Genomic DNA, 22,223 nt, shown 5'->3' on the forward strand with positions numbered 1-22,223 from the left:
AAGCGAGCAAGCGCTTTCTAGAGTCTGGAGAGAGGTGACCCGCATGCCCGGAAACAGGACGAGGAGGTCCTGTGTCACGGCGGTCGTACTCGCACTGTGCGCGGTGCTGTCCGGCTGCTCGGGTGGGACCGAGTCGAGCAGTACGGGCGGCAAGGTCGTGCTGCGCTACACCTGGTGGGGCAATCCGGACCGGGCGGCCAGGACCGAGGAGGCGATCGGGCTCTTCGAGAAGAAGTACCCCGGCATCGAGGTGCAGACGTCGTTCTCCGGCTACGACACCTACAAGCAGAAGCTGGCCACACAGGCCGCCGGCGGTGACGCCCCCGATGTGATGCAGCTCGACTACCGCATGATCGACCAGTACGCGTCCGGCGGTGTGCTCCACGACCTCGGCCGGCAGAAGTCCGTGCTGCGGACGGACGAGATCGACGCGGGCCTGCTCGCCACCGGCGCGCTGGACGGCAGGCAGTACGCCGTTCCGCAGGGGCGTGGCACGGAGACGGTGGTGTACGACGCCGAGCGGTGGAAGGCCACCGGCGTTCCCCTGCCGAGCGGCGCGTGGACGTGGAGCGAGTGGGCCGACGCGATGCGCGCCCTCGCCGAGAAGACCGGCGAGCCCGCGGCCACCGACCCGGGGCAGAGCGAGGACGCCTTCGAGGTGTGGCTGCGCGGCCAGGGCAAGGACCTCTACACCGAGGACGGCGAACTCGGCTTCACCGCCGACGACCTGACCCGCTGGTGGACCTTCACCGACCGGCTCCGCCGCGACGGCGTGGTCTCCCCCGCCGAGCAGACCACCCAGCTCGACGGCACCGTCGAGAACACCCCGCTCGGCCGCGGCAAGGCCGTCGTGGACATCAACTGGGACGCGCCCGCGAGCGGTTTCGTCGCGCTGGTCGGCGAGGGCGTGACGCTGGCGCCGATGCCGTCCGGTGAGGACGGCACGCCCGGCCAGTACTTCAAGCCGTCGATGTTCATGGGCATCGCCGCCAACTCCGAACATCCCCGGGAGGCCGCCCGGCTGATCGACTTCATGCTCAACGACCCGGGCGCCGCACGCGTCCTCGGCGCCACGCGCAGCATGCCGGTCAACGAGACCCTGCGCGAGGAGATCGCCCCCGACCTCAAGGACTTCGACAAGGTCATCCACGACTACCACGCCACCGTCGAGGGCGAGCTCAACGATCCGCCACAGGCACCGCCGTCCGGGGACAGCGCCCTGCAGACGACGTTCCAGCGGGACTACGACCAGGTCTCGTACGAGCGGATGTCGCCCCGCGAGGCGGCCGAGAACTACATCACCGAGGCGAAGGCGGAGCTGAGGTCATGACCACAACGGAAGTGCCGACGGCCGCACCCGCGAAGGGCGTCGCCCCGCCCAGCAGGCCCGCGCGCCGCCGCCGCGAGGGCGCCGCCTGGGTGTTCCTGTCCCCCTGGGTGCTCGGCGCGTGCGTGCTGACCCTGCTGCCGATGGCCGTCTCGCTGTACCTGTCGTTCACCGACTACGACCTGTTCAACCCGCCGAGCTGGGTCGGCCTGCGCAACTACACGCAGATGTTCACCGAGGACCCGCGCTACTGGCGTTCGGTGGTCGCGACGCTGACGTACGTCGTCATCGCCGTCCCCCTGCAACTCGCGCTCGCCCTGGCCGTGGCGCTGGCGCTGAAGTCGATGCGGCGCGGCCGGGCCTTCTACCGCTCCGCCTTCTACGCGCCCTCGCTGCTGGGCGCCTCGATGTCGATCGCCCTGGTCTGGCGGGCGGTCTTCAACGACGGCGGCACGGTGGACAACCTGTTCGGCACCGGCGGCTGGGTCAACAAGCCGGGCTGGGCGCTGTTCGCGGTCGCGCTGCTGACGGTGTGGCAGTTCGGCGCGCCGATGGTCATCTTCCTCGCCGGGCTGCTCCAGATACCCGGTGAGTTGTACGAGGCCGCCGCCGTCGACGGGGCGAGCCGGTGGCGGCAGTTCGCGCACATCACGATCCCCATGCTGTCGCCGGTGCTCTTCTTCAACCTCGTGTTGCAGACCATCCAGGCCTTCCAGGTCTTCACTCCGGCCTTCGCGGTCAGCGCGGGCAAGGGTGGTCCGGCCGACTCGACGCTCTTCTACACGCTCTACCTCTACGATCGCGGCTTCGTCGCCTCCCACATGGGCTACGCCTCCGCCATGGCCTGGGTGCTGCTGATCGTGATCGGCGCGGTGACCGCCGTGCTGTTCCGCACCTCACGCTCCTGGGTCTTCTACGCCTCCGAGGGGGACCGATGACTACGGCGACTCCCGCTGTCCGCAAGGCCGTTCCCTGGCGGCGCGTGGCGCTGCACGTCGGCTGTCTGGCCGCGCTGCTGGTGATGCTGTACCCGCTGGCCTGGCTGCTGGCGACCTCGCTCAAGCCCGCCGACGAGGTGATCGCCAGCCTGAGGCTGCTGCCGAGCCGTCTGGAGTGGTCGAACTACTCCACGGCCCTGGACGGCGTCAACGACGTCTCGGTGGGCCGGCTGCTCACCAACTCGCTGCTGATCGCGGGCGGCGCGGTCATCGGCAACGTGCTGTCCTGCTCGCTGGCCGCGTACGCCTTCGCTCGGCTGCGGTTCCGATTCCGGGGCCCGCTGTTCGCCTTCATGATCGCCACGATCATGCTGCCGCACCACGCGGTGCTGATCCCGCAGTACATCATCTTCAACCAGCTCGGCATGGTGAACACCTACTGGCCGCTGATCCTGCCCAAGTTCCTGGCCACGGAGGCGTTCTTCGTCTTCCTCATCGTGCAGTTCATGCGCGGGCTGCCACGCGAACTGGAGGAGGCGGCGCGCATCGACGGCTGCGGCCCGTTCCGCAGCTTCTTCCTGGTGATCCTGCCGCTGACCCGCCCCGCGCTGATCACCACGGCCATCTTCACCTTCATCTGGACCTGGAACGACTTCTTCACCCAGCTGATCTATCTCTTCTCGCCGGAGAAGTTCACGCTGACGCTGGCGCTGCGGGCGTTCGTGGACGCCTCCAGCCAGTCGTCGTTCGGGCCGATGTTCGCGATGTCGGTGATCGCGCTGCTGCCGATCGTGCTGTTCTTCCTGGCCTTCCAGCGGTTCCTGGTGGAGGGCATGGCCAGTTCGGGGGTCAAGGGATGAGCGCCCCCACAGATACGCCCCGGGAGCCGGGCGAGTTGTTCGGTCCCCGCGCGACGCTGTTCGCGGACGTGCTCAGCGTGGGCCTCGCCACCGCCGTGGCGTGTCTGCCGCTGGTGACCGCACCGGCGGCGCTGTCCACGGCGTGCGCGGTGCTGCGCGGCGTACGCGAGGACCGGCCGGCCACGGCCGGGCGGTACTTCGCCCTGCTGCGGCAGCGGTTGCGGGGCGGGGACCTGGCCGCCGGTGCGGTGGTGCTCGCCGGGGTGCTGCTGCTGGTCGCGGATCTGGCGCTGGCGGCGGCCGGGCTTCCGGGGGCGCGGCCGTTCGCCGTGCTGGCGGGGGTGATCGGGGCGGGCGCGGCAGTCGTGGGGCTGCGCGCGTGCGCCCGGCCGGCCTCGCTCACCGACTGGCCCGCGGCCGTGCGCGAGGCGGCCCGGGACGCCGTACGGGATCCGGGCGGGAGCGGTCTGGTCCTGCTCGCTCTCGCGGCCGCCGTGCTGTGCGGCTGGATGCTGCTGCCGCTGGCCCTTCTCGCGCCGGGGCCGCTGGCCCTGGCTCTGACCGCCGTCGACGTACGACAGGAGAGCATGTGATCGCCCGTAGAACCTTCCTCGCCACGACCGCCACGACCGCGACGGCCGCCGCGGCCACCGGGATCGGCGGCTCCCCCGCCGCGGCCGGTACGCGGACCGACGACGCCTTCCTCGCGCTGCTGACCGAGGCCGCCGACCGGCGCGTCGCCGGGCTGCTCACTACGTACGGCGAGACGGTCACCGACCTGCGCGACCGGGGCCGGGCGCGGGCCGCCGCCCGGGCACTGCGGACGTTCACCTCCGTCCACGTGCACGAGGACTCCGCGTACCACCACTCCCGCCACCTGCTCGGTCCGCTCGGCGAGTTGGCCGACGTGCTCGCGGCGGAGCAGTACGACGACGGTCTGTACGACCAGGGGGCGGTGCACTCGCCGCCGGACACCGCCTTCTCCGTCGTCGATCTGAACATGGCGTACGCGCTGCTGGAGCGGGACGGGCACCCGGCGACCGAAGGCGTGCGCAGGACGGTCGAGGGGGTGTTGCGCAAGGCGGGGCCGGGGCTGGCGCACGGCGGTGTGCACACGGCCAACCACCGCTGGCTGGTGTGTTCGGCGCTCGCGCGGATCCACCGCCGCCGGCCCGACCCGGCGTACGCGCGGCGCGTCGACGCCTGGCTGGCGGAGGGCATCGACCGGCTCCCGGGCGGTGAGTACAGCGAGCGCAGCCCCACCTACTCGGCCGTGGTCACCAACCCGGCGCTGCTGACCCTGGCCCGCCACTACGGTCGTAAGGATCTGTACGACCACGTGCGGGCCAACCTCAAGGCGACCCTCTTCGTCATCGAGCCCAACGGCGAGGTGGAGAGCGTGCATTCGCGGCGTCAGGACCAGACGGCGTTGCGTTATCTGCCGGAATTCTGGCTCCAGTACCGGGAGATGGCGATCCGTGACGGTGACGGGCGGTTCGCCGCGGTGGCCGCGCTGCTGCAGGAGCGCGGCACGGAGCAGACGTTCGGCGAGACGCCGCTCGGCGACCGGCTGGCGGAGGTGCTGGACCGGCCCGAGCTGGCCCGTCCGCTGCCCGGGACGGACCCGCTTCCCGAGGACTTCGTGCATCACGACCCCGACTGCCGCCTGGTGCGGGTGCGGCGTGGCCCGGACACCGCGACGATCTTCGGCGGCACCGACTTCCCCGAGGTGCGGGCGATCTCCTCGGGGCTGTCCACCAATCCGACGTTCTTCAAGATGCGCAAGGGCGCGGCGATCCTGGACTCGCTGCGGCTGTCCCCGCAGTTCTTCTCCCTGGGGCACTTCCGGGCCGAGGGGCTGCGGCGGGTGGACGGCGGCTGGCGGCTGCATGCCGAGGTGCGGGCCGCGTTCCACCAGCCGCTGCCGCCGCAGCACCGTCGGGCCGACGGCGACTATCCGCTGTCCAACGACGGGCGGTTCTGGTCGGCGATGGACTTCCCGCACCGGCCCAAGGAGTGGCGCACCCTGCGCACCGAGGTACTGGTGCGTCAAGTGCAGGGCGGTGGCTGGCAGTTGGACTTCGACGTGTCGCAGTCGGCGGTGCCGCTCGCGCTGGAGCTGTGCTTCCGGCGCGGCGGCTCGCTGACCGGCGACGGGCTCACGCCCGTCGCGGGGCAGGCCGACACCTATCAGCTGGTCGGCGGCGATGCCGTGTACACCGTCGGCGACGACCGGATCGTGTTCGGACCGGGCAACGGGGCGGGCGGCAAGCAGCCTCCGGTCGTCGACGTGGGGGAACGCTACTCGTGGATGAACGGCTCCCTCACACCGGACGGCATCCGCGTCCTGATCACCGGGAGGTCCCCGCTGCGGTACCGGCTCACGATCGAGTGACTCACTGCTCCGGGCCGCAGCAACCGTCCTGATCGGCGGGCTGTCCCATGCGGCAGAAGCAGGACGACTCGATCGGTACGTCCGCCAGGGCGGCGGCGATCTTCAGTTGCTGCGCCACGATCTCGGCCTCGCCGAGCCTGCCCAGCCGCGTCAGGCACTCGTGGAAGCCGTGCAGGGACCAGACGTTGCCGGGGTGCTGTTGGGCGCGGGGCAGGGTCGCGTCGAGTCCGAGGTCGGCCCGGTAGACCGCCTCGGCCTCGGCGACCCGGCCCTGTTCGAGGAGCAGGGCGCCGTAGGCGTGGCGGGTGGGCTGCATCCAGCCCCAGGGCTCGTCGTAGGGGAGGCTGTCGTCGAGCTCGATCGACCGTTCCAGCGCGGCGAAGGCCTCGGCGTGGTTGCCCTTGCGGTACTCCAGCTCGCCGTCGAGCATCTCCGCGGCGACGGCGAGGATGTCGGCGCAGGTGTTGTTGAACAGGGTGCGGGACTGCGGGACCCGGCCGACGGCCTCGCGGAACCGCCGCCGCTCGGCCTCGGCCTCGTCGATCCGGCCGGTCGCGGAGAGGGCGACGCCGCGCGCGTAGTGCAGCATCGCGATGGTCACGCAGTAGAGCCGCACGTCCTCGGGGAAGGGCAGCTGAAGGATGTCCGCCCAGCGGCCGAAGCGGATCAGCACGTGGACCCGCATGGCGAGGAAGCCCTCCAGCCAGTCGGCCATGGGCGGGCTCTCCACCCGCAGCAGCTCCTCCGTGATGGTCTCCTCAAGCTTGGCGGCCGTTTCCAGCGCGGTCCGGGACTGGCCGAGGAACATCGCGCCGTAGATCTTGAAGTGGTAGTTGTGCGAGCGGTAGAGGGTGTAGAAGTTCATCGGGCCGGACTGCGCGAGGAACTTCTCGTCGGCGGCGATCGCGTCGCTGTTGCCCGCGACCACACGCCGGTAGTCGCCGCACAGCACGTCCAGGTGCGAGGGCATGTGCAGGAGGTGCCCGGCGTCGGGCACCAGGGGGCGCAGCCGGTCGGCGACGGTCAGGGCCGCCTCGGGGGTGGGGGACATCTCCATCAGGTGGATGTACATGTGCAGCACGCCGGGGTGCCGTGCCCCGTCCTCGGTGGCGATCGCGCGTTCGAGGACGTCCTTGGCCTCAAGGGTGCGGGTCCCCTCGGCGGGCTCTCCGGTGCGGATGTCCCACAGCTGCCAGGGGGTGAGGTTCATCAGGGCGTCGGCGTACAGGGTGGCGATGTCGAGGTCGTCGGGGGCGAGTTCGTACACCGCGCGCATGCGGTCGGCGTAGGGCTCGTTCCACACCGAGCAGTCCTCGACGGCCTCGGACTGCGGGTAACGGGCGCGCAGGGCCTCGATCAGGGCGCGCTCCACGGGTGTGGCGCCGGCCGACTTCTCGTGCGCGCGTTCCACGGCGGCGTGGGTGCGGTCGACGCTGCGGACCAGTTCCTGCTCGTCGAAGGCGTCCCAGGGCTTGTTGTAGTTGGGGCCGAGGGCGTAGGCGATGCCCCAGTGGGCCATGGCGCAGTCGGGGTCGGCGGCCACGGCGGCCTCGAAGCAGGAGACGGCCTCCTCGTGGTGGAAGGCGTACGTCCAGATCAGGCCGCGGTCGAACCACAGCTGGGCTTCGGGCGACGAGGTCGTCACCGGGCGGGTGTGGGTGCCGAGGTCGTAGTAGTCCATCCGTGTCTCCTGTGATCGCGCGGGCGTCGCGGCACCGGCTCGCCGGCTCCCGACCCGGGCAATTCTCAGGTGCCGTCGGGGCGTTGGCGGGCCGTACGCACGCGATGGGGGCAGCGACGACACGAAAGAGGGATCACGGGTGCGGTACCGGTGACCTTGGAGGAGTGGGCTGCTGGGCCAAGTACGTCCCTCGGGCATCCCAAGCACAACTCAACCCTTGGCCATGAATTCACCATGCCAGGCCATGATTCAGTAGTATGAACCCCACAGCTTCGCCTCGGACATACGTTCGTGGACGTGAACCTCGACAACACCCCTCTCAGAGGCACCGGCGTTGAGCCGACCTCGTCCGCCACGGCGGCGCCCGCCCGCCGTGCCCTCCTGCGCGCCGCTCTGACCGGCGCCGCGGCGCTCGGTGCCGGCCTCGCCCTCGACGCCTCCCCCGCGTCCGCCGTCACCGCAGCGCCGCACCACCGCCCGAGCACCCCCGCGCAGGCCCTGCGCGAGCTGGAGGCGGGCAATCTGCGCTGGCGCACCTTCCGTGAGCGGCACCCCAACGAGTCACCGGCCGTCCGGCAGACGCTGACGTCCGGTCAGCACCCGTTCGCGGTGATCCTCAGCTGCGTCGACTCCCGCGTCCCCCCGGAGCTGGTCTTCGACCAGGGGCTCGGTGACCTGCTCACGGTGCGCAGCGCGGGTGAGGTCCTGGACGAGGCCGTGCTCGGCAGCGTCGCCTACGGGGTCCTCGAACTGGCCATACCGCTCGTCCTGGTCCTCGGCCACCAGTCGTGCGGCGCCGTGCGGGCCGCCGTCGAGGCGGAGGAGTCCGGGCAGCGGCTGCCGGCCCACATCCAGTACCTGGCCGACGAGATAAGCCCGGCCATCGACCACACCAAGGAGGGCGACGCCCGCGTCGACGCGAGCGTCGACGCCAACGTACGGCTCGTCCGTTCCCGCCTCGCCGCCGAACCCGACCTGGCCGCCAAGGTGGCGTCCGGGCAACTCGCCGTCGTCGGCGCGCGCTACGAGCTGACGACCCAGCGCGTGCACCGCATCGACTGACACGTCACGCACGGGGGCGGGCGGACACGCGATCCGCCCGCCCCCACGGGTCAGTTCGGGTTGTCGCCGTGCGTGAGGGTCTCCCAGGCCACGAAGAGGTTGTTGCTGCCGGCCGGGCGGTTGCGCTCGGTCAGGGCCTGGGTGTTGGTCATGGCATGGCCGAGCCGGTTGTGCAGGGCGTTGTAGCCGACCTCGGTGACCGGCCCGAGCCCGAGGTGCAGGGAGCCGCCGCACAGCCAGCTCGGGACGGCCGCGCCCATCTCGTACTTGGCCTGGAAGCCGAGGGCGTGCCGGAGCCGTTCGCCGACGTCGGTGCCGTAGAGGTCCTGGCCCTGGATGCGGCTGGTCTCCGCCACGTGGGAGATGGCGGAGATGCCGTATCCGGTGTGGGTGAGGTCCCGGCAGGTCTCCTGGGTGAGGCCGGTGACGAAGGTGGACTGGCCCTGCCAGTACCTGACGATCTTGTCGCGGGTGTCGAGGTTCTGGCTCGGCACCGTCTTCGGCAGGTCGCCGTCGGAGGCGAGGTAGACGAAGGCGGCGGTGCGGGTGCGGAACTTCGCCATGGCCTTGTCGTAGGAGGCCTTGTCCTCCAGGAAGACGGAGATGCCGATCGCGGCCTCCATCATCGACAGCTCCCAGTTGCCGTTGGAGTTCGAGCCGTTGATGATCTCGGGAAGGTAGACGGAGCGGAGCATGGTGGCGAAGCGCCCGGAGTTCGCCCAGTTTCCGGTGTAGGTGTACTTGATGATCTCGGCGGCCTTGGGCCAGGAGGAGCCGGCCCAGCCGGTCTGCAGCGGGGCGTTGCTGTTGGTGTGATCGCGGATCACGGCCGACCAGGCGTCCATCAGTTCGATGGCCTTGCGGGCGTGCCGCTCGTCGCGGGTGATGTACCAGGCGAGGGCGTGGGTGTACGCGGCGATCGCGTCCTCGCGCTCGTCGGTGCAGCCGTTGTTGGGGTTGGAGTAGGAGCCGCACTCGACGACCGCGCGGGGCTTGGGTGTGCGGTTCAGGTCGGCGTACTTGCTCGCCATCATCCGGTCGAAGGCACCCTTCCAGGGCTGGGCGCCGGCACCAACCTTGCTCCGCGTGAAGTCCAACTGGCTCTTGGAGACGGTCACTCCGGGGTGGACGAAGGTGGCGGGGGCGGCGTCGGCGCGGGGTGCGCCGGGTCCGGCGAGCACGGTGGCCACCAGGGCGGCCGCGGTGGCGGTGGTCGCGGCCAGGAGCGGGAGCCGAGTCCTGCGGCGGGGTCGAACGGGTGCGTCTGCCATGGGGGGTCCGTTCTTGTATGTGAACGACGGGTGAGTGACTGAACGCGCGCGTTGGCCGTGACCATAGGTACGGACCAGCCTTCCGTCAAGACGCAAGGAAAGAAGAGGCGTTGGGGTGACGCGCGGAAAGTTACCTAGAGGTATGTCGTGACTTCGTATGCCGACGGCAGTAGAACCCGTTTCGATTCACTCGAAAACGAGGAGTGCCGTATGAGCGCTGACCTCCAGAACAGACCCCCACTAAGCGGAATCTCCCGCCGCCGATTCATCGCTGGAACGAGTTTCATTACGGGCGCCGCGGTGATCGGCGGTCACCACTCTCACGCCCTGGCGGCCCCGCAACAGAACACCGCCGTAATCAAACCGGGCGTGCGGATTCCGGTCCTGGTGATCGGCACCGGATACGGCGGCTCGGTAGCCGCTCTCCGGCTCGCGCAGGCCGGTGTCGAAGTGCACATGGTCGACATGGGAATGGCCTGGGACACCCCGGGTCCGGACGGAAAGATCTTCGCCAACACCACCACTCCCGACTATCGGTCGTTCTGGCTGCGCACCAGAACCAAACAACCCCTCAGCAACTTCCTCGGCTTTCCGCTCGACAAGGACGTGCCCCGTTACACCGGCATTCTCGATGCCGAGGAAATGGGCGGGATCACGGTCTATCAGGGACGCGGAGTCGGCGGCGGATCACTCGTCAACGGCGGCATGGCCGTGACACCGAGGCGCGAGAACTTCGGTGCCGTCCTGCCCTCCGTCGACGCGGACGAGATGTACGACGTGTACTACCCGCGCGCCAACGCCGAACTCGGCGTCAGCACCATCGACCCGGCCTGGTTCGAGACGGCCGCGTGCTACCAGTACGCCCGGGTGGGCCGCAAACACGCCCAGCGTTCCGGGTTCCCCTTCGTCTTCGTCCCGGACGTCTACGACTGGGACTACATGAAGCAGGAGGCCGCCGGCACGGTCCCGAAGTCGGCGCTGGCCGGTGAGATCCTCTACGGCAACAACCACGGCAAGAAGTCACTCCAGCAGACCTATCTCGCCCGGGCCCGGGCCACCGGGAAGGTCACCATCTCGCCGCTGCACAGGGTCGTCTCCGTCGCTCCCGCGTCCCTGGGCGGCTACACGGTCGGCATGGAGCAACTCGACACCGGCGGCGCCGTCACGGCCACGAAAACGGTCACCGCGGACCGCGTGTTCTTCGCCGCCGGCAGCGTCGGCACCAGCAAACTCCTGGTCCGGCTGAAGGCGACCGGCGCACTACCCGGCCTGAACGGCGAGGTCGGAAAGGGCTGGGGCGACAACGGCAATGTCATGTGCGGGCGGGCCAACCACATGTGGGATCCCACCGGTGCCCTGCAGTCCGCGATTCCCACCGCCGGTATCGACAACTGGGCCGCCGGCGGAGCCTTCGCTGAAGTCGCGCCGCTGCCCACCGGAATCGAGACGTACGCCTCGTTCTATCTGTCGATCACCAAGAATCCGCACCGCGCGGAGTTCTCGTGGAACCCGGCGAACGGAAAGGTGGAACTGAACTGGCAGACGTCCTGGAAGCAGCCGTCGATCACCATGGCCAAGTCGATATTCGACCGGATCAACGCGAAAGAGGGCACGATCTACCGCACCGATCTCTTCGGCATCCACAAGATCTGGGGCGACCACCTCACCTACCATCCCCTGGGAGGCGCGGTACTGAACAAGGCGACGGACAACTACGGCCGCCTGCACGGCCATTCCGGCCTCTATGCCATCGACGGCGCACTGATCCCCGGCAACACGAGCGTGAACCCCTTCGTCACCATCGCGGCGCTCGCCGAACGGAACATCGAGGAAATAATCGCCGCCGACTTCTGAACCACCTCACCGCTGGGGCAGGACACAGACAGTGTCCAGCCCCAGCACATGGTTGAGCCGGCCGAACGCCAGCCACGAGCCGATGCTCATGGTGAGCTCCACGATCTCCGCCTGGCTGTAGTGGGCCGTCATCCGGCTCCAGAAGTCCTCGTCGAGGCCGTGGTGGTCCAGGGCGTAGCGCTCGGCGTACTCGGCGGCCAGGCGGGTGCGTTCGTCGAAGGCGTCCGTGGTGCGCCAGGCGGTGACCGCGTCCGCGAAGTCGTCCTCCACTTTCCGCCCGTCGCGCTCGGTGCGCCAGTCCAGGCAGAAGGCGCAGCCGTTGATCTGCGCGATCCGCAGCCGTGCCGCCTCGAACTCGCGCAGGCCCAGGGTGGTGTGGGCGTACACCGCGAGCGAGAAGTTCGACGCCGCCGTGCCGATCTCGGGGACCATCTCCCCCCACACGTAGGGGATGGGGTCCGCTCCCTCGGGGATGTCGATGCGCAGGGTCACCGGTCATGTCCTTCCCAGTCGGCCGACTGCGGGGCGCAGCGGCACGTCGAGCGCGTCGTAGAGGCCGGGCGCCGCCTCGGTGAGCCAGTCGATGGCGTTGACCAGGCGGCCGGCGGCGGTGGCGTTGCCCCCCGCCGACCGGTTACCGCCCTCGTCGCTCGCCTCGACGGTGACCTCTATACGGGGGCGGCCCTCGATGACGATCCGGTGCGCTCCGGCGCCGCCCCCGGGGGGCTGTGGCCAGTCCGGGGCGCAGGAGGCGTGGATGCGGGTGACGTGCTCGACGACGATACGGGGCCGTCCTGCGACGACACCCTGCACCTCGAAGCGCACGGCGCCCTGCGTACCGGCGGCGAACTCGCCCATGGTGGGCGTGGTGACGGTGGCCTCCAGCGGGCGCCGCTCCAACGTCTCGCGGACCTCGTCCAGTTCGACGCCCAGGCCTGTGGCCATCATCCGCAGCTGCCCGCCCCACACCACCGTCGGCACGCCCTCGACGAGCATCGGCGGCTGGTAGTCCATCGGGTGCCCCATGCCGACCAGGTGCCGTACCGAGTCCTCCTGGTCGTACGTGGAGTAGTCGAAGATCTCCTGGCAGCGCACCGCGTCGATCCGCGAGCCGAGGCCGGTGATCAGCAGGGGCAGGGTGTCGTTCGCCCAGCCGGGGTCGACTCCGGAGACGAACAGGGACCCGCCGCCGGTCGCCACGGCCTCCAGCAGCGGCTTCCTGATGTCGGGCGGGGCGCCCCGGTGGTCGTACATCCCGTAGACGGACGGCGTGACGACGACCGCCCCGGCCCGGACGGCCCGTTCGATGTCCCGCAGCGCCTCATCGGGGCGTACGTCTCCGGAGGCCGCGTACACGACCGCGCGTGGGCCGGTCGCGAGCACGGCGGCGACGTCGTCGGTCGCCGGCACGCCCAGCGGGCGGCCGAGTCCGCTCAGGTCGCCCGCGTCCCGGCCGACCTTGGCGGGGTCGGCGACCAGTACGGCCGCGAGGCCCAGCGACGGATGCGCGTCGACGGCACGGATCGCCGCGCGGCCGACATTGCCCGTACCCCACACAACCGTGGAAATCATGGGCGGAGGGTAACGAGGCGAGGCAAAGGTTCCCAGAGCCGTGCAGGGAGATCTTTCCTGCCCGAACGGGGACGCAGGAGTCGTTGCCGGGTGTCACATCCGCGGTGGCTTCACCGCCACGTCCAGGTAGAACGTGTCGATGCTGCGCACCGCCTCCTCGAACTCCTCCAGGTTGACCGGCTTGGTCACATAGGCGTTCGCGTGGTGGCGGTAGGCGCCGGACACGTCGTCGGGCGCCGAGGACGTGGTGAGCACCACCACCGGAATCGTGCGCAGATCGGCGTCCTCCTTGACCACGGCCAGGAACTCCCGGCCGTTCATGCGGGGCATGTTGAGGTCGAGGACGATCAGGTCGGGGCGCGGGTTCGCCGGGTCGCGCAGATACTCCAGGGCCTCGATGCCGTCGGCGACCTGGGTGAGGTTGCGGGCGCCGCGCTCGGCCAGGGCGTCCTGGATGAGCATCGCGTCGGCGATGTCGTCCTCGACCAGCAGCACGTCGTGGGGGCGGGTGGGGGCGGGGACGGACATGGCTATGAACTCCGGGGGGCGGAAGGGGTTTGACGTGGGGTGCCGCTGGTGATCAGGCCGGGTCGGCGGCGCCGGGCTCCTTGCCGGCTCATGCCCGAGGCCCGGCCGATCTCGGGACAGCCCGCACCGGCCGCCGCCGCGGCGCGGGCGGCCCTGTCTGCCGGCTGCTGTGCGACCCGCTCCACCTGGAACGGCACGTGCAGTTGGGCGAGGACGTCGTCTCGTGCCGAGCGGGCGTCATCTCTCCTTCACCTCTGGGAACAGAGAAGTGGGAGGCAGACATGGCAACTACCCTAAGGGGCCGTCACATGGCGCGACAACAGCTGTTGTCGGACGTGGACAAGGTGCGTTCCCTACGGGCCCTCGACGCGGCCCCGTCGCAGACGAAGGAGCTCAACAGGCCGTGATGAACGAGCAGCCGCCCGGCACCCGCAACGCCACGGCCGGTTGGAGCACCCGCCGCTGGCTGCGGGTGAGCGTCGCCGTCACGCTGACCGTCCTGGCCGTGCTGGGCTCGCTGGGAACGTGGGCGATGACCCGGACCACCCAGTTGACCGAGCAGATCGTGGACCGGCGGCTGCCCGCGCTGACGTACGCGGTACGGCTGGAGACCGCGCTGGTCAACCAGGAGACCGGCGTCCGCGGTTACGGCCTGTCCGGACAGCGGGACTTCCTCCAGCCGTATGCGCAGGGGGTGTCCGAGGAGAAGGACACGCTGCGGCGGCTGGGGACGCTCCTGGCGGACGATCCGCGCGCCCGTGACGATCTGGCGACCGTTCGGCGGCTGTCGGGCCGCTGGCAGGAGCGCGTCGCCCTGCCCATCGCCAACGCCGACCCGGACCGCGCCGTGTCGCTGGCCGCGTCCCGGACCGAGGCGGGCAAGGCCGGCTTCGACGCCCTGCGCCGGGCGCTGACCACGCAGCAGACGCATCTGGAGCAGGAACGGGCCGCCGCGTCCCGTGAGTTGCGGCGGGCCACGAGTCTGCGCAACTGGACGTTCACGGTGATCGCGCTGGTCATCGCGCTGGTCGCCGTGCTGGTCTTCGAGGCGCTGCGGCGCGGCATAACCACTCCGCTGAGCCGGCTCGGACACACGGCGCGGGAAGTGGCCAAGGGCCGTTTCGACCAGCCCATCGCCATCACCGGCCCCGCCGATCTGCGGCAGTTGGGCTCCGACGTGGAATCGATGCGCGGGCGCCTGCTGGAGGAACTCGAATTCAGCGAGCAGTCGCGCCGACTGCTCGATGAGCAGGCCGCCGATCTGCAACGCTCCAACACCGAGCTGGAGCAGTTCGCGTACGTCGCCTCGCACGACCTCCAGGAGCCGCTGCGGAAGGTCTCCAGTTTCACCCAGTTGCTGCAGCGGCGGTACGGCGGTCAACTCGACGAGCGGGCCGACCAGTACATCGCGTTCGCGGTCGACGGGGCCAACCGTATGCAGGTGCTGATCAACGACCTGCTGGCGTTCTCCCGGGTCGGGCGGGTACTCAACGACCACGAGGAGGTCGACCTGGAGGACGTCGTCGGCCGCACGCTGGACAACCTCAGTGTGGCGATCGAGGAGAGCGGTGCGGAGATCGGGCACGATCCGCTGCCCAAGGTCGTCGGCGACGCGACCCAACTGGGCATGCTCTGGCAGAACCTGCTGTCGAACTCCCTCAAGTTCCGCCGGCCCGACCGGTCCCCGGACATCCGGATCAGCGTCGCCACCACCGACGACGGCCTCTGGGAGTTCGCCGTGACGGACAACGGCATCGGCATCGCCCCCGAGTTCCAGGAGAAGGTCTTCGTCCTCTTCCAGCGGCTGCACACCCGGGACGCGTATCCCGGCACCGGAATCGGGCTGGCCATGTGCAAGAAGGTCGTGGAGTTCCACGGCGGAACGATCTGGATCGACCCCGAGCACACGGGCGGTACCCGTGTCGTGTTCACCCTTCCCGTTGAGCATTCCGCCGCGGCGGACGGCGCGCGAGAGGCACATACGTGACAGAGTCAGCCGTCGAGCAGGAGACGCCCTACCGCATCGTGCTGGTCGAGGACGACGACGGCGATGCCCTGCTGGTCGAGGAACTGCTGTACGACACGGCACTCCCGCACACCCTCGTGCGGTGCCGGACTCTCGCCGAGGCGCGAGGCCGGCTCATGGCAGGTCACTTCGACTGTGTGCTGCTGGACCTGCACCTGCCCGACGCCCTCGGCCTCGGCACGGTCGAGGCGATCCAGCGGACGGACACGCCCGCGGCGGTCATCGTGCTCACCGGCCTGGCCGAGTCGCACGCGGGAGTGGACGCGCTGGCGGCCGGCGCCCAGGACTACCTCGTCAAGGGAAAGGTCGACCCGGACCTTCTGCAGCGGGCCGTCCGGTACGCCGTCCAGCGCAAGCAGGCCGAGCGGGCCAGCGCCGACCTGCAGGTCGGTCGGCTGCGCGCCCAGGAGAACGCCCGGCTGGAGCGCGGCCTGCTGCCCACACCGATCCTGTCCACGGCCTCCGTCACCGCCACCAGCCGCTATCTCCCCGGGCGGGAACAGGCACTGCTCGGCGGCGACTTCCTGGACGTCGTACAGACCGACGACGGGCAGATCCACGCGATCATCGGCGACGTCAGCGGGCACGGACCGGACGCCGCCGCCCTCGGCGTCTGTCTGCGGATCGCCTGGCGGGCGCTGACGCTGGGCGGCCACCGCGACCGCCGGCTGCTGCACCTGCTGGAGCAGATCCACACGGCGGAGCGCACGGGCAGCGACCTCTTCACCACCTGCACGCTCATCACCCTCGACCCGGCGGCGGCCACGGTCACCCTGCACCTGGTGGGCCACCACGAGCCGCTGCTCGTCGGTCCCGCCGGCGCCGAGGTCGTGGCCGCCCCGCACGGCATCGCCCTCGGCATCGTCCCCGGCCTCGGGCAGTGGCCGTCGACGACCGTGCCGCTGCCGCCGGACGGCGCGTTGATCGCGTACACCGACGGCCTGATCGAGGGCTACGAGGGCGACGCCGGCGCGCGGCTCGGTGTCGAAGGGCTGCTGCGCATCCTCGACGAGTCCCGGGAGTCGGATCCCGGCAAGCATCTCGACCAGCTGATCGGCCGGGTCCGCGGCCTCAACGCCGAGCGCCACACGGACGACCTGGCCATCCTGCGCCTCGACTGGACAGCACTGCGAAGCTCCGGGACGGGCGGGGCCGGGGCCGGGCAGCGCACGGTGCCGGCGCAGCCGGACGGTGGGGTGGGGAGACAGCCGAACGGTCGGGTGGGGAGACACTGACGCTCCGGCGCCTACGGACCTGCGACGGCCGACGGGCGGGATGCGCCGGTCGGCGCTGGATGCCGTCGCGAGGTAGGGATCGGTGGGGTGGCATGTCAGGAAGACGGCAGGTCGGCCCGGGGGCAGCACCCGGCGGGGCGGTCCGGTGCGGTGGGGCGTGATCGGCTGCGGCGCACGTGGGGCGCTGTCCGGCGGTAGGCTGCGGGCAGGGCAGCCGAGCCGGTGCTCGGTCGGCGCCGCGGCCGGGACGGGCGGTGGCCGGGTCCGGCGGGCGGGTCCCGGCGGTCGGCCTTCGGGCTCCTTCCGACGCGAAGGTACGACGAGCTGGACGGTGGACACGGATGGACTGGCGCGCGTTCGCCGAACAGATGGCCGAATTCTCCCGGCATCTGCTGGCACAGGGTTCCACGCAGGAGACGCTCGACGCGATCGCCGAGCGGGGCGTCGGGCTGCTCGACGGATGCGACGCGGCCGGTGTCCTGGCCCTGCGCAAGGGCCGCGCGGTGACGCTGGCCGCGTACGGAGACATCGTCGAGGAGTCCGACCGGTTGCAGGGCGAGCTCGGCGAGGGGCCGTGCTTCGACGCCGCCCGCCGCACCAACGGTGAGCGGCTGTTCCGGATCACCGACATGACCAAGCCGCAGCCCGACTGGCCGCGCTTCGCCCCCGCCGCCCGCGACCTGGGCGTGGGCAGCATGATGGGCTTCCTGCTCTACACCCGGGACGACGACTTCGGCGCGCTGAACTTCTACTCCCGCCGCCCCGGCGCCTTCACCCCCGAGACGGAAACGGCCGGCTGGCTGCTCGCCTCGCACGCCGCCATCGCCCTGGCCAGCGCCCGCACGGTCGACCAGCTCGAACACGCCCTGGACACCCGGCACGCCATCGGCGAGGCCATGGGCATCCTGCGCGAGCGGCACCACCTGAGCGAGGACGAGGCCTTCGACGTACTCCGGCGCATCTCCCAGACGCACAACGTCAAGCTCCGCGACGTCGCTCAGTCCATTCGCACCAGGGCCGTCCAGGAGCCCTGACCCCGGCTCGTCCGGAATGCCGGGCCGCGATGTTCGGCAAAGGCGATTCAGCCGCGCGCGAGCGGGGGTACCTGGAAGGCAGACGAAACCGGTGCCGCGGAATCGGCTTCGTCAGGTGTCGTGGTTCGGACCAGAGCCACGGCACCGCCGTGTTCGGCCACGACCCCGCAGCCGGGCACTCTTAGGACGGCGGTCACGGGTTACTCGGCGGCCATGGCGAAGCTGCATCTCCCAGGGCATAAGGATCACCGCACCGGAGAGAGTCCGGCGCCCGAGGAGCCCGGGCCCGGGCCGGAGGTGGAACGGGCGGCGCCCGACACACCCACGAAGCTGCCGAGGCAGTCGTGGGGCGCGGTGCTGAAGGGCAGCCTGCGCGAGTTCAAGGACGACGAGCTCACCGACCGGGCGGCCGCACTGACGTACTACGCGGTGCTGTCGCTGTTCCCGGCGCTGCTGGTGCTGGTGTCGCTGTTGAGCATCACGGGGAGGTCGGTCACGGACCGGCTGCTGGACAACCTCCAGCAGTTGGCGCCCGGCGCCGCCCGCGACATCATCACCCAGGCCGTGCGGCAGTTGCAGAACACCGCAGGCATCGGCTCGATCGTGGCCGTCGTCGGCCTCGTGCTGGCGGTGTGGTCGGCGTCGGGCTATGTGGCGGCCTTCATGCGCGCCTCGAACGCCGTATACGACATCCCCGAGGGCCGGCCGATTTGGAAGATCCTGCCGGTGCGCCTCGGGCTGACCGTCGTCCTGATGGTGCTGGCGGTGATCAGTGCGGTGATCGTGGTCTTCAGCGGCGGTCTGGCCCGCCGGGCCGGGGACGCCCTGGGCCTCGGCGACACCGCGCTGACGGTCTGGTCGATCGCCAAGTGGCCGGTGCTGGTCCTCCTGGTCACGGTCATGATCGCGATCCTGTACTGGGCCAGCCCGAACGCCAAGGTCAGGGGGTGGCGCTGGATCACCCCGGGCAGCTTCCTGGCGCTGCTGGTCTGGATGATCGCCTCCGGGGGCTTCGCCTTCTACGTCGCCAACTTCGGCTCGTACAACAAGACGTACGGCACCATGGCCGGTGTCATCGTCTTCCTCATCTGGCTGTGGGTGACCAATCTGGCCATCCTGCTCGGCCTGGAGTTCGACGCCGAAACCGCACGTCAACGAGCCATCGCCGGCGGCCACCCCCCGGAGGCCGAGCCGTACACCGAGCCGCGCGACACCCGCGCCTGGGACGAGCAGGACCGGCGGAGGATGGACAGCACATAGTGAGCGCCGCTTCCAGGGGCCGGGCCGTGATGACGGCGGCCCGGCCCCTGGACGTTCGGCTACGACGACACCGCGCCGCGGTCCCGGCGTACGAGCCGCTTCAGCAGCGGCCACGCCAGCAGTACGACGACCACCGCGTACACGGTCACCGCGAACGGCGTGTTGACCAGCCCGGTGACGCTGCCGTCGCTGATCTGCAGGGCGCGGCGGAGCTGCTGCTCGGCGTTGGGGCCGAGGATGACGCCGATGACGGCGGGCAGCACCGGCAGCCCGTAGCGGCGCATGCCGAACCCGATCAGGCCGATGATCAGCAGGATCACCAGGTCGACGACCTCGCCGCCGACCGCGTACGCCCCGACCGCCGCGAAGAACAGGATCCCCGCGTACAGGTACGGCCGCGGAATGCGCAGCAGCTTCGCCCACAGCGGCGCGAGCGGCAGGTTGAGGGCGAGCAGCAGCACCATGCCGACGAACAGCGAGGCGATCAGGCCCCACACCAGCTCGGGCTCGCGTTCGAAGAGCAGCGGGCCGGGCTGGATGCCGTACTGCTGGAAGGCGGCCAGCATGACCGCGGCGACCGCCGTGGTCGGCAGGCCCAGCGTCAGCATCGACACCAGGGTGCCCGCCGCCGAGGCCGAAGCCGCGGACTCGGGTCCGGCGACGCCCTCGATGGCGCCCTTGCCCCACTCGTCCTTGTGCTTCGACAGACGCTTTTCGGTGACGTAGGAGAGGAAGGTGGGGATCTCGGCGCCGCCCGCGGGGATCGCGCCGAAGGGGAAGCCGATGAACGGGCCGCGCAGCCAGGACTTCCAGGTGCGCCGCACATCGCCGCGGCCGAGCCACGGGCGGCCCACCGGGATCGGCTCGCCGGCCCGGCGCCGCAGATGGGCGGCGACCCACAGGGCCTCGCCGATCGCGAACAGGCCGACCGCGACGATCACGACGTCGATGCCGTCGGCGAGCTGGAGCGAGCCGAAGGTGAGTCTCTGCTGGCCGGTCATCTGGTCCAGGCCGACCAGGCCCAGCGTCAGCCCGATGAGCAGGGACGCGAGGCCCCGGATGCGGGAGGAGCCGAGGACGGACGTCACCGCGATGAAGGCGAGCACCATGATGGCGAAGTAGTCGGGCGCGCCGATGTCGACGGCGAGCCGGGCGACCGTCGGGGCGAGCGCGACCAGCAGGATCGTGCCGACCATGCCGCCGGCGAAGTGGCCGACGGCGGCGGCCGCCAGCGCCTGTGCGCCGCGCCCCGACTTGGCCATCGGGTTGCCTTCCATCGCGGCGACCACGGCGGCGCTCTCGCCGGGCGTGTTGAGCAGGATCGAGGTCGTCGAACCGCCGAACATGGCGCCGTAGTAGATGCCCGCGAACATGATGAACGCGCCGATGGGGTCGAGTCCGTACGTTACCGGCAGCAGCAGCGCGACGGCCATGGCCGGGCCGATGCCGGGCAGGACGCCGATCGCGGTGCCGAGCAGCACACCGAGGGCGGCCCAGAGCAGGTTGATCGGGGTCAGCGCCGTGCCGAAGCCGTCCAGCAGGGAGTTGAGGGCGTTCATCTCACAGCGCTCCCATCAGGGGGCCACCGGGCAGCGGCACTCCGAGCAGGTTGTTGAAGACGGCGTAGGTGACGAGGGACAGCACGGCCGCGATGAGCGGGTCGCGGTCGAGGCGGCGGCTGCCGAGGGAGAAGGCCGCGCCCCAGAAGAGCAGGGCGCCCGCGACGGGGAAGCCGAGGGGTTCGATGAGGACGGCGGCGCCCAGGAACACACCGGCGAGCAGCAGGACCGTACGCCAGTCGGCGGGTTCGGACAGGTCGATGTCCTCGCCGGTCTCGGCCTGGCCACGGCCGCCGCGCAGGACGTCGACGGCGAGCAGGGCGGCGATGAGCAGCAGCCCGGCGCCCACGACGATCGGCACGGTCTTGGGGCCGACGGGGCCGCGCTGGGCGATGTCGACGTCCATGGTGAGCGCGTCGGTGAGGACGAGCACGCCGAGGGCCAGCAGCAGGACGCTGACGCCGAGTTCGGAGTGGTCGCGCAGCCAGGAACGGCGGGGCGAGGCGGGCGCCGGGGGGACGTCGGTGGTCTGAGTGGTCACAGTCCCAGCTCCTTCAGTACCGAGACCACACGCTGGTCCTGGGCGTCCAGGAAGTCCCCGAACTTCTCGCCGGACAGGAAGGCGTCGTCCCAGCCGTTCTGCTTCAGGGACGCCTGCCACTCGGGTGAGTCGTGGAGTTCCTCGATGAGGCGGACGAGTTTGTCGCGCTCGGCGTCGGTCAGGCCGGGCGGGGCGACGATGCCGCGCCAGTTGGTGAAGTTCACGTCGTAGCCGGCCTCCTGGAGGGTGGGCGCGTCCAGGCCGTCGACCCGTTCGGGGCCGGTGACCGCGAGGAGGCGCAGCTCGCCCGCCTTGATCTGGTCGAGGTACTCGCCGACGCCGGAGACGCCGAAGGCGACCTTGTTGCCGAGGATGGAGGCGAGGAGTTCGCCGCCGCCGTCGAACGGGATGTAGTTGACCTGCTTCGGAGAGATCCCGGCGGCCCGCGCCATCAGCATCGGCGCGAGGTGGTCGGGGCCGCCGGGTGAGGAGCCGCCGCCGACCGGGAGTTTGCCGGGGTCGGCCTTCCAGGCGGCGACGAGGTCGTCGATCGTCCGGTACGGCGAGTCCTTGGCGACCACCACGACGTCCTGTTCCTCGGTGAGGCGGGCGATCGGGGTGGTGTCGGAGAGGGTCTTGGGCGCGTCGTTGGAGCGGACGGCGCCGACGACGCCGAGCCCCATCGACATCGCGAGCTTGCCGTTGCCGTGCTCGCTGACCAGGCGGGTGAGGCCGACGGTGCCGCCGGCGCCTGGCAGGTTGAACACCTCGATGTTGGGGGTGAGTCCGGCGTCCTCCGCGTTCTTCGCGGCCGTACGGGCGGTGATGTCGTAACCGCCGCCGGGCGTGTTGGGGACCATGAAGCGCAGGCCGGGGATCTGGGTGCCGGTCTCGGAGCCGCTGCCGGTGGTCAGCAACGGCGGTCCGAGGAGGACGAGCACGGCGGCCCCGAACAGGGCGAGGGGGGTGCGCAGGCGCACGAGTGCCACCACCTGTCGGTTGGTCGATGCGGTTGGGGAAAGCCCTGTGGGGGAGGGTGAGGTGGGCCACATGTTGCACCCGCGTAAACGAACTGTCCCG

Annotated in this window: 19 protein-coding genes; 11 read left to right on the top strand and 8 right to left on the bottom strand. The window is 70.6% G+C overall.

Annotation, left to right across the window (positions count from 1 at the left end):
- Nucleotides 1-43: 43 nt before the first annotated feature.
- Genes I2W78_RS01540 through I2W78_RS01560 form a run of 5 tightly spaced genes read left to right on the top strand, consistent with a single transcriptional unit; the run spans nucleotide 44 to nucleotide 5,520 of the window.
- Entirely contained in the window at nucleotides 44-1,330 is a 1,287-nt protein-coding gene (locus I2W78_RS01540) for an ABC transporter substrate-binding protein (protein ID WP_196456234.1), read from the top strand.
- Nucleotides 1,327-2,265, top strand: coding sequence for a carbohydrate ABC transporter permease (locus tag I2W78_RS01545; protein ID WP_196456236.1), 939 nt, complete (start codon nucleotides 1,327-1,329; stop codon nucleotides 2,263-2,265). The genes I2W78_RS01540 and I2W78_RS01545 overlap by 4 nt, the downstream gene beginning before the upstream one ends.
- Entirely contained in the window at nucleotides 2,262-3,125 is an 864-nt protein-coding gene (locus I2W78_RS01550; RefSeq protein ID WP_196456238.1) for a carbohydrate ABC transporter permease, read from the top strand. Before I2W78_RS01545 ends, I2W78_RS01550 begins: the two co-directional genes overlap by 4 nt.
- Nucleotides 3,122-3,718, top strand: coding sequence for a hypothetical protein (locus I2W78_RS01555; RefSeq protein ID WP_196456240.1), 597 nt, complete (start codon nucleotides 3,122-3,124; stop codon nucleotides 3,716-3,718). Before I2W78_RS01550 ends, I2W78_RS01555 begins: the two co-directional genes overlap by 4 nt.
- Nucleotides 3,715-5,520, top strand: coding sequence for a hypothetical protein (locus I2W78_RS01560; protein ID WP_230885292.1), 1,806 nt, complete (start codon nucleotides 3,715-3,717; stop codon nucleotides 5,518-5,520). Before I2W78_RS01555 ends, I2W78_RS01560 begins: the two co-directional genes overlap by 4 nt.
- Before the next feature lies 1 nt (nucleotide 5,521).
- Here I2W78_RS01560 and I2W78_RS01565 read toward each other — a convergent pair whose 3' ends face one another.
- Complete coding sequence (locus I2W78_RS01565) at nucleotides 5,522-7,201, bottom strand: hypothetical protein (protein ID WP_196456242.1); 1,680 nt, start codon at nucleotides 7,199-7,201, stop codon at nucleotides 5,522-5,524.
- A gap of 297 nt (nucleotides 7,202-7,498) precedes the next feature.
- Between I2W78_RS01565 and I2W78_RS01570 the strand changes: the two genes are divergently transcribed.
- The gene (locus tag I2W78_RS01570; RefSeq protein ID WP_196456244.1) at nucleotides 7,499-8,263 is read left to right on the top strand and encodes a carbonic anhydrase; all 765 of its coding nucleotides are present in this window, start codon (nucleotides 7,499-7,501) and stop codon (nucleotides 8,261-8,263) included.
- A 50-nt stretch (nucleotides 8,264-8,313) separates the two neighbouring features.
- Here the strand turns inward: I2W78_RS01570 and I2W78_RS01575 are convergent, their stop codons facing one another.
- The gene (locus tag I2W78_RS01575; protein WP_196456246.1) at nucleotides 8,314-9,534 is read right to left on the bottom strand and encodes an alginate lyase family protein; all 1,221 of its coding nucleotides are present in this window, start codon (nucleotides 9,532-9,534) and stop codon (nucleotides 8,314-8,316) included.
- Nucleotides 9,535-9,744: 210 nt separating this feature from the next.
- Here I2W78_RS01575 and I2W78_RS01580 point away from each other — a divergent pair, with 210 nt between their 5' ends.
- Nucleotides 9,745-11,388 carry a GMC oxidoreductase gene (locus tag I2W78_RS01580; protein ID WP_196456248.1) on the top strand — a complete coding sequence of 548 codons (1,644 nt, stop codon included), beginning with the start codon at nucleotides 9,745-9,747 and terminating at the stop codon, nucleotides 11,386-11,388.
- Between the two features lie 6 nt (nucleotides 11,389-11,394).
- Here the strand turns inward: I2W78_RS01580 and I2W78_RS01585 are convergent, their stop codons facing one another.
- The 3 genes from I2W78_RS01585 to I2W78_RS01595 all read right to left on the bottom strand — a co-directional run bounded on the left by I2W78_RS01585 (nucleotide 11,395) and on the right by I2W78_RS01595 (nucleotide 13,488).
- Nucleotides 11,395-11,820, bottom strand: a complete 426-nt coding sequence (locus I2W78_RS01585; protein WP_374222714.1) for a carboxymuconolactone decarboxylase family protein — start codon at nucleotides 11,818-11,820, stop codon at nucleotides 11,395-11,397.
- Nucleotides 11,821-11,883: 63 nt separating this feature from the next.
- On the bottom strand, nucleotides 11,884-12,960 hold the full coding sequence (locus I2W78_RS01590) for an NAD(P)H-dependent amine dehydrogenase family protein (RefSeq protein ID WP_196456250.1): 1,077 nt from the start codon (nucleotides 12,958-12,960) through the stop codon (nucleotides 11,884-11,886).
- A gap of 93 nt (nucleotides 12,961-13,053) precedes the next feature.
- Nucleotides 13,054-13,488: a response regulator gene (locus I2W78_RS01595; RefSeq protein ID WP_196456252.1), complete on the bottom strand. Its 435-nt coding sequence runs from the start codon at nucleotides 13,486-13,488 to the stop codon at nucleotides 13,054-13,056.
- Nucleotides 13,489-13,894: 406 nt separating this feature from the next.
- Here I2W78_RS01595 and I2W78_RS01600 point away from each other — a divergent pair, with 406 nt between their 5' ends.
- The 4 genes from I2W78_RS01600 to I2W78_RS01615 all read left to right on the top strand — a co-directional run bounded on the left by I2W78_RS01600 (nucleotide 13,895) and on the right by I2W78_RS01615 (nucleotide 19,043).
- Complete coding sequence (locus tag I2W78_RS01600; RefSeq protein ID WP_196456254.1) at nucleotides 13,895-15,475, top strand: sensor histidine kinase; 1,581 nt, start codon at nucleotides 13,895-13,897, stop codon at nucleotides 15,473-15,475.
- On the top strand, nucleotides 15,472-16,749 hold the full coding sequence (locus I2W78_RS01605) for a PP2C family protein-serine/threonine phosphatase (protein ID WP_196456256.1): 1,278 nt from the start codon (nucleotides 15,472-15,474) through the stop codon (nucleotides 16,747-16,749). The genes I2W78_RS01600 and I2W78_RS01605 overlap by 4 nt, the downstream gene beginning before the upstream one ends.
- A gap of 341 nt (nucleotides 16,750-17,090) precedes the next feature.
- Nucleotides 17,091-17,783 carry a GAF and ANTAR domain-containing protein gene (locus I2W78_RS01610; RefSeq protein WP_196456258.1) on the top strand — a complete coding sequence of 231 codons (693 nt, stop codon included), beginning with the start codon at nucleotides 17,091-17,093 and terminating at the stop codon, nucleotides 17,781-17,783.
- 213 nt (nucleotides 17,784-17,996) lie between these two features.
- Nucleotides 17,997-19,043: a YihY/virulence factor BrkB family protein gene (locus I2W78_RS01615; RefSeq protein ID WP_196456260.1), complete on the top strand. Its 1,047-nt coding sequence runs from the start codon at nucleotides 17,997-17,999 to the stop codon at nucleotides 19,041-19,043.
- Nucleotides 19,044-19,102: 59 nt separating this feature from the next.
- Here the strand turns inward: I2W78_RS01615 and I2W78_RS01620 are convergent, their stop codons facing one another.
- From I2W78_RS01620 to I2W78_RS01630, 3 genes are read right to left on the bottom strand one after another with little or no spacing between them, the layout of a single operon-like run.
- On the bottom strand, nucleotides 19,103-20,602 hold the full coding sequence (locus tag I2W78_RS01620) for a tripartite tricarboxylate transporter permease (protein WP_196456262.1): 1,500 nt from the start codon (nucleotides 20,600-20,602) through the stop codon (nucleotides 19,103-19,105).
- A 1-nt stretch (nucleotide 20,603) separates the two neighbouring features.
- The gene (locus I2W78_RS01625; protein WP_196456264.1) at nucleotides 20,604-21,143 is read right to left on the bottom strand and encodes a tripartite tricarboxylate transporter TctB family protein; all 540 of its coding nucleotides are present in this window, start codon (nucleotides 21,141-21,143) and stop codon (nucleotides 20,604-20,606) included.
- A complete protein-coding gene (locus I2W78_RS01630) occupies nucleotides 21,140-22,123 on the bottom strand; it encodes a Bug family tripartite tricarboxylate transporter substrate binding protein (protein WP_307783929.1) in 984 nt (327 codons plus the stop codon). Before I2W78_RS01630 ends, I2W78_RS01625 begins: the two co-directional genes overlap by 4 nt.
- Between the last annotated feature and the right edge of the window lie 100 nt (nucleotides 22,124-22,223).

It is taken from the genome of Streptomyces spinoverrucosus, assembly GCF_015712165.1.
Taxonomy (GTDB): domain Bacteria; phylum Actinomycetota; class Actinomycetes; order Streptomycetales; family Streptomycetaceae; genus Streptomyces; species Streptomyces spinoverrucosus_A.